Below are 6,886 nucleotides of genomic sequence, written 5' to 3'. Positions count from 1 at the left end.
TGCTGAGCTGGCTCACCTGAGCCAGCCAGCGCTGAAAGACCTGAGTATCCATGGTGGGCAGACCTCACGAGCTGATGCCTGCCCTAAATCTTAGTCCTTGCAACACGGTATTGGGACATAGCCTTTTTTTTGCCTCAATCTTTACACCACGCAATGAACAACAGCGGCTTAGCCTTTCTGCAGATTACGAATCAGAAAGCTCAGGGCTTTGGCCAGCTCGGCGGCGCCCTGGTGATCACGCACGATAGTCAGCAGCGGGCTGCCATCATTGGGGTTGTGCAGCACACAGCTGATGCCGCTGCTCGGGCATTCGTAACGCACAAAGGGGTCAACCCCGAACAGCGCCACCCGCTGGTTGCGCACGGCGATATCTGTACCCTGCTGACCACGGATTTCCTCACGCAGCAGCAGTTCGCCTGGCGCGCCTTCGCGCACTTGATAGAGCCTGTCTTGACGCTGCGCCTGGCCGACCTGATAGGCGGCGCGCAGGGCATAGGTTTTGAGTAAATCATTGCAGTGGGCCAGCAGCGCTTGGCGCTCATTTTCGGTCAGGTACAGGCGCTTCAGTTCAAGCAGATAATTGCCCTGCTCAGCACTGCTCAAACCCGCGCCCGATTCAGCAGCGGATACCGGCGAGGCGGCTATCGCGCTGGTCAACAGCGCGGCGGATATTAGTTTTCTTGTCAGTCGCAATTGCATGATGCACCCTTACCCGACGCTGTAAATAAAGTGAGTCGATTGCCGCCTCGATCAGCATACTGGAAGCCAGCCCTCGAATGAAAAACCATCCCGATGCCGCGAGTCGTTTAGCGGCCGAGGTTGTGACGCAGTTGCCAGTGCCTTCGCGCCTTGGCTTGCTGCGTTTCGAGCGGTTGAATGAGGCCAACTGGCCCTTGCTGTACCTCGACGCCGGTTGCGAGCAACAATTCGGCCTGCCCGCGCAGGCGCTCTGCTCCCTGCTCGATGCGCCCTACGCCAGCCTGATGGAGCCCGCGGCTCGCTACCAGCTGCACGACAGCATCCAGCAGCAGCTGGCCAAGCATCGGCATTACAACGTGCAATACCACCTGTACACCCCGCGTGGCAGCCTGACCCTGATGGAAACCGGCGAAGCCTTTAAACAGCGCGACCGGCATTTGCTGCGCGGCTACCTGCTGGTGATGACCGAGCAGAACACCGCCTCACCACAAACACTCGAGCTTTACCAACGCAGCCAGGCCGACCTGCAGGCCCAGCAGCGCCGCACCCACGCCCAACAACAACTGATTGTCAGCCTCGCACGGCATCATTACGGCGACAGTGATCCCTTGCGTGAAGCGGCCGAACTGATCAGCCAGCGTGCCTGCGAGTTGTATGGGGTCAACCGCGTCGGCATCTGGAACCTCAAAGGGCACATGCTGCAGCCAATGGCCCTGTATCAGCAGGACGAGGGCCATATCTCGCAGGCGGACATTGACGCCAGCCCTTACCCCGCTTACCTACAAGCCCTGCACAGCGGTCGTGCGCTGGACGCCCACAATGCGCAGCAAGACCCACGCACACGTGAGCTTGGCGACAGCTACCTCCACCCCATGGGCATCACCGCCATGCTCGACGCCAGCATCCGCATCGCCGGTGAAGTGGTGGGCGTGCTGTGCCTGGAACATATCGGCTCAGCACGCACCTGGCAGGCCGACGAAATTGCTTTTGCCGGTGAGCTGGCCGACCAATACGCGCACGTCCTGGCGAACCAGCAACGGCGCTCGGCCACCAATGCCCTGCACCTGTTCCAGCGCGCCGTCGAACAAAGCTCCAGCGCCTTTATCCTGCTCGACCGCGACGGATTGGTGGAGTACGTCAACCCAAGCTTTACCGCCATCACCCTGTACAGCGCCAGCGAAGTACAGGGCCGCCGCCTCTCCGAAATACCCGCGCTGGAAAACCTCAGCGACTTGCTGTTCGACGCCACATCCAGCCTGGCCGAACACACCAGCTGGCAGGGCGAATTCAAAAGCCGACGGAAAAACCTCGAGCCTTATTGGGGGCAGTTATCGCTGTCCAAGGTGTATGCCGACGACGGCAGCCTGACCCACTACATCGGCATCTACGAAGACATTACCGCCAGCAAGCAGGCGCAGCAGCATATCGAGCGCCTGGCCTTTCGCGACAACCTCACCGGACTGGGTAATCGCTATGCCTTTATTCGCTCGCTCGAAAGTCATTTTCGCGAACACCCCGGCAAGCCGATCAGCTTGCTGCTGGTGGACATCGATAACTTCAAGCGGATCAACGACAGCCTCGGCCACCAGACCGGCGACAAACTGCTGATCAGCCTGGCCCGTCGCTTGCGCAATACCCTGTCGCCGAGCAACGTGCTGGCACGCTTTGCCAGCAACGAATTTGCCGTGCTACTGGAGACCAACCAAGCCGATAGCCAGTTGATGGCGCAGAAGCTGCTGCACACCTTGGACAAGCCACTGTTCGTCGACAACCAGCTGATCAGCGTCACCGGCTCTATCGGCCTAGCCTGCGCGCCTGAGCACGGTGACGACCCACAGACCCTGATGAAACACAGCGGCTTGGCGCTGCACAAAGCCAAGGCCAACGGTAAGAACCAGCTGCAGGTGTTTACCGACACGCTGAATGCCGAAGCGCATTACAAGCTGTTCGTCGAGAGCAACCTGCGCCGGGCGCTGATGCAGAACGAACTGGAAGTGTTCTACCAGCCCAAGCTGTGCCTGAAGAGCGGCAAGCTGTTGGGCCTGGAGGCGCTGTTGCGCTGGCACCACCCGGAAAAAGGCATGATCAGCCCGGACAAATTCATCAGCGTGGCGGAAGAAACCGGCTTGATCATCCCCATCGGCAAATGGGTGGCACGCCAAGCCTGCCGCATGAGTAAACAGCTGACGGCCGTCGGTTATAGGCCCCTGCAAATCGCCATCAACCTGTCACCCAAACAGTTCTCTGACCCTGACTTGGTCGGGGAGATCGCCACCATCCTGCAGGAAGAACAACTCGACCCAGCCCTGCTGGAGCTTGAGCTCACAGAGAGCCTGCTGCTGGAAGCCACCGACGACACACGCCAACAACTCAATAGCTTGAAAAGCTTGGGCCTGACCCTGGCCATGGATGACTTCGGCACCGGTTATTCCTCGCTCAGCTACCTGAAGAAATTCCCCATCGACGTGATCAAAATTGATCGCAGTTTTATCAAGGACATTCCCGAGAACCAGGACGATATGGAAATCACCTCTGCGGTGATTGCCATGGCCCATAACCTGAAACTCAAGGTGGTGGCCGAGGGTATCGAGACGGCCGCGCAGCTGAATTTCCTCCGCCGCCAACACTGCGATATCGGTCAGGGCTACCTGTTCGACAAACCCATCGCCGGGCGCGATCTGCTGGAAAGCCTGAAGCGCTACCCACATCGCGGCTAATCGGCCTGTAACAAGTCCGCCGGTTAACGGTCTATGACACACATGCATCTGCTGAGGAAATGGCTCATGGTTCTGCGCTCGCAAATTCTCGCCCACAAACTCGAACTGCCGACTGCCGAGCAAGCGCTACCCGGCCGCGCCACAGCCATGGCGGTGCCCGCCGCGCATTTCGTCAACGGCAATGCACTGCAGGCACCCTTCCCGGCCGGCCTGCAACAAGCAGTGTTTGCGCTGGGATGTTTCTGGGGGGCTGAACGGCGTTTCTGGCAGCAACCCGGCGTATGGAGCACAGCGGTCGGCTATGCCGGCGGCCATACGCCCAACCCGACCTATGACGAAACCTGCTCGGGGCTGACCGGGCATACCGAAGTGGTGCTGGTGGTCTTCGACCCGCAACTGACCAGTTATGACGCACTGCTGAAAGTGTTCTGGGAAGCGCACAACCCCACTCAGGGCATGCGCCAGGGTAACGACACCGGCAGCCAGTACCGCTCAGCGATCTACTGCTACGGCGCCGAACAGCTAGCCGCCGCTCAGGCCAGCCAAGCCGCGTTCCAGGCCGAGCTGGACAAGGCCGGCTTCGGCCCGATCACCACTGAAGTGCGTGAAGCGCCGCCTTTCTACTACGCCGAAAGCTACCACCAGCAATACCTGGCGAAAAATCCAGGCGGCTATTGCGGCCTTGGCGGCACGGGTGTGTGCCTACCGGCCTAAGTTGCCGCAGGGGGTCAGGCCGGGGCGAAGCTGCTGGCCTGCGCCATGTGCCACATCCGCGAATAGAACTCCCCGGACACCTCGCCACTGAGCAGCTCGCCCGGCTTGAGGAATATATGCAACTGCGAGTACAGCTTGATCTCACTCGCCGACATGCGCCGCACCAGGTGCTTCGCTTCCACCTGTGAAGGATGTTCTAGCCCGGCCGCAGCGAGCATCTCCGCCAACGCCTTGAGGGTGTTGCGATGGAAGCTGTGCACCCGCTCAGCCTTGTCCGGCACCACTAACGCGCGTTGACGCAGCGGGTCTTGGGTGGCCACGCCGGTTGGGCATTTGTTGGTGTGGCACGACTGGCTCTGAATGCAGCCGATGGCAAACATAAAGCCCCGCGCCGAATTGGCCCAATCGGCACCCAGCGCCAGCACACTGGCGATATCAAAGGCGCTGACAATCTTGCCGCTGGCGCCAATGCGGATCTTGTCGCGTAAGCCAATGCCAACCAGGGTGTTGTGCACAAAGAGCACGCCCTCACGCAGTGGCACACCAATGTGATCGGTGAATTCCACCGGCGCCGCGCCGGTGCCGCCTTCCTTGCCATCGACCACGATAAAGTCCGGCAGAATTCCGGTCTCCAGCATGGCCTTGGCAATCCCCATAAACTCCCACGGATGACCCAGGCAGAACTTGAAGCCCACCGGTTTGCCCGCCGACAGCTCGCGCAACTGGGCGACAAACTGGAGTAACTCGATGGGCGTGGAAAACGCGCTGTGGCTGGCCGGCGAGACGCAATCCTGGCCCATGGGCACGCCGCGAGTCTGGGAGATTTCGGCGGTGATCTTGTGTTTCGGCAGAATCCCGCCGTGGCCCGGCTTGGCGCCCTGACTGAGTTTGATCTCAATCATCTTCACCTGCGGGTTGGCCGCCTGCGCGGCAAACCGCTGCGGATCAAACTGACCGTTTTCCTGGCGACAACCGAAATAACCGCTGCCCAACTCCCAGACCAGATCGCCGCCATGCTCGCGGTGATAAGGGCTGATGCTGCCCTCGCCAGTGTCGTGATAAAAACCGCCGAGCTTGGCGCCTTGGTTCAACGCGCGAATCGCATTGGCGCTGAGCGAGCCAAAGCTCATGGCCGAGATATTGAACACCGATGCCGAGTAAGGCTGGGGGCACTGCGGGCCGCCAACACTGACGCGAAATCCGCTGGGGTCGACATGCGCGGCCGGTAGCATCGAGTGGCCGATAAACTCAAAACCGCTCTGGTACACATCCGTTAGAGTGCCAAAGGCCTTGTCCGCACTCTCATTTTTCGCCCGCGCATACACCAGCGAGCGCTGCGCCCGCGAGAACGGCAGCTGCTCGCTGTCGGACTCCAGCAAGTATTGGCGAATCTCCGGGCGAATCGCTTCAACCAGATAACGGATGTTACCGAGGATCGGGTAGTTGCGCCGCACCGCATGGCGACTCTGCAGCAGGTCGTTGAGGCCCACCGCGCTGAGCAGCGCGGTGATCAATAACACCGCCCATAGCCAGGCATGCCCTGCCACAAACGGCAAACCACCGAGGGTGAAGAGCACGCAGAAGGCAAAAAAGGCGTAGCGGTTCAGCAGCGACAAACTCATACAAGCTCCTTGCGGTATGCGGTGTTGCAAAACGTCAGACAACCGGGCCTTCGCCAGCAAGTCTTAGGCGGTTTTTTCCTCAATCAGCCAATCCATGCGCCAGCCGCCCTGCGTTTGCCCGAGCAACTTGGCCAGCCAGGGCAGAATCTGCTTAAGCTCATCTTCCAGGCCCCACGGCGGATTGCTGATCACCAGGCCAGAGCCATTAAGCCGCGTCGGCTCATCGGTGGAATGCACATAAAGCTCCACACGCAGCAGCGTCGGCGCTTTGCTCTTTTCTACGCCACTGTAAAAACGGCGCAGCTGACGTAGGTCCTTGATCGGGTACCAGATTGCGACCACGGCTTGGCGCATGCGGCTGATCGCTTCGCTCAACGACTGAGCGCAGCGCTCCATTTCGTCGGCCTGCTCAAACGGCGGATCAATCAGCAGCAGCGCGCGCTTCTCGCGGGTCGGCAGCAAGGCGCGTGGCACATGCCAGCCTTCGCCCAGGTGCACGGCCGCGCGGCGGTCGCCCCGCATATTTTCCTTGAGCAGGCGGCCATCTTCCGGGTGCTTCTCATTAAGGTGTAAACGGTCCTGCTCGCGGGTCAGCAAGCGCGCCAGTTCCGGCGAGCCGGGATAATGGCGCAGCTCGCCATCCGGATTCATCGCACGGATCACTTCCAGATAGTCCAGCAGCGGGTCTGGCACGTCCGAGGCTTGCCACAGCCGGGCGATGCCTTCGAGCCATTCGCCGGTGCGGCTGGCCTGGTCGCCGCGCAGGTCATACAGGCCAATACCGGCATGACTGTCGAGGTAGGCAAAGGGCGCCTCCTTGCGTGACAGCAAGGCAATCAGGCGGCTAAGGACATAGTGTTTCAGTACATCGGCATGGTTGCCGGCGTGGAAGGCGTGGCGGTAGTTCATTGGGCGGACTCCTGTGGCCGCACAGTTTAACCGCTTCGTAAGGCCTGCAAATGGTTAGCGCTCGGCAATGGTTCACACAGCAGTGCCAACAAGCGCTGCTGCGCAGTGTCGGCGCCGCCGCCAGGTGCGCCACGACACGCTGAACGGAATGCGCACTTAACGTGAACATCACACTGGATATTCTTCACTGGCCGTCGTTAAGCGCCAACCGTTACTGTAGCGCCA

At 60.4% G+C, this 6,886-nt stretch carries 5 protein-coding genes; 2 read left to right on the top strand and 3 right to left on the bottom strand.

The window, feature by feature from the left end:
- Positions 1-168: 168 nt before the first annotated feature.
- Complete coding sequence (locus tag N1078_RS15670) at positions 169-699, bottom strand: hypothetical protein (protein WP_274089091.1); 531 nt, start codon at positions 697-699, stop codon at positions 169-171.
- Between the two features lie 77 nt (positions 700-776).
- Between N1078_RS15670 and N1078_RS15665 the strand changes: the two genes are divergently transcribed.
- Together N1078_RS15665 and msrA are read left to right on the top strand one after the other, a co-directional pair.
- The gene (locus tag N1078_RS15665) at positions 777-3,416 is read left to right on the top strand and encodes a putative bifunctional diguanylate cyclase/phosphodiesterase (RefSeq protein WP_274089090.1); all 2,640 of its coding nucleotides are present in this window, start codon (positions 777-779) and stop codon (positions 3,414-3,416) included.
- Positions 3,417-3,482: 66 nt separating this feature from the next.
- Entirely contained in the window at positions 3,483-4,130 is a 648-nt protein-coding gene (gene msrA / locus N1078_RS15660; RefSeq protein WP_274089089.1) for a peptide-methionine (S)-S-oxide reductase MsrA, read from the top strand.
- A 14-nt stretch (positions 4,131-4,144) separates the two neighbouring features.
- Here msrA and N1078_RS15655 read toward each other — a convergent pair whose 3' ends face one another.
- Together N1078_RS15655 and N1078_RS15650 are read right to left on the bottom strand one after the other, a co-directional pair.
- On the bottom strand, positions 4,145-5,752 hold the full coding sequence (locus tag N1078_RS15655) for an FMN-binding glutamate synthase family protein (protein WP_274089088.1): 1,608 nt from the start codon (positions 5,750-5,752) through the stop codon (positions 4,145-4,147).
- Between the two features lie 63 nt (positions 5,753-5,815).
- Entirely contained in the window at positions 5,816-6,661 is an 846-nt protein-coding gene (locus tag N1078_RS15650; protein ID WP_274089087.1) for a 23S rRNA (adenine(2030)-N(6))-methyltransferase RlmJ, read from the bottom strand.
- Positions 6,662-6,886 lie beyond the last annotated feature (225 nt).

The sequence above is a fragment of the Pseudomonas sp. MIL19 genome, from assembly GCF_028680365.1.
Lineage (GTDB): Bacteria > Pseudomonadota > Gammaproteobacteria > Pseudomonadales > Pseudomonadaceae > Aquipseudomonas > Aquipseudomonas spirodelae.
This window is presented reverse-complemented; position numbering and strand designations above follow the sequence as displayed.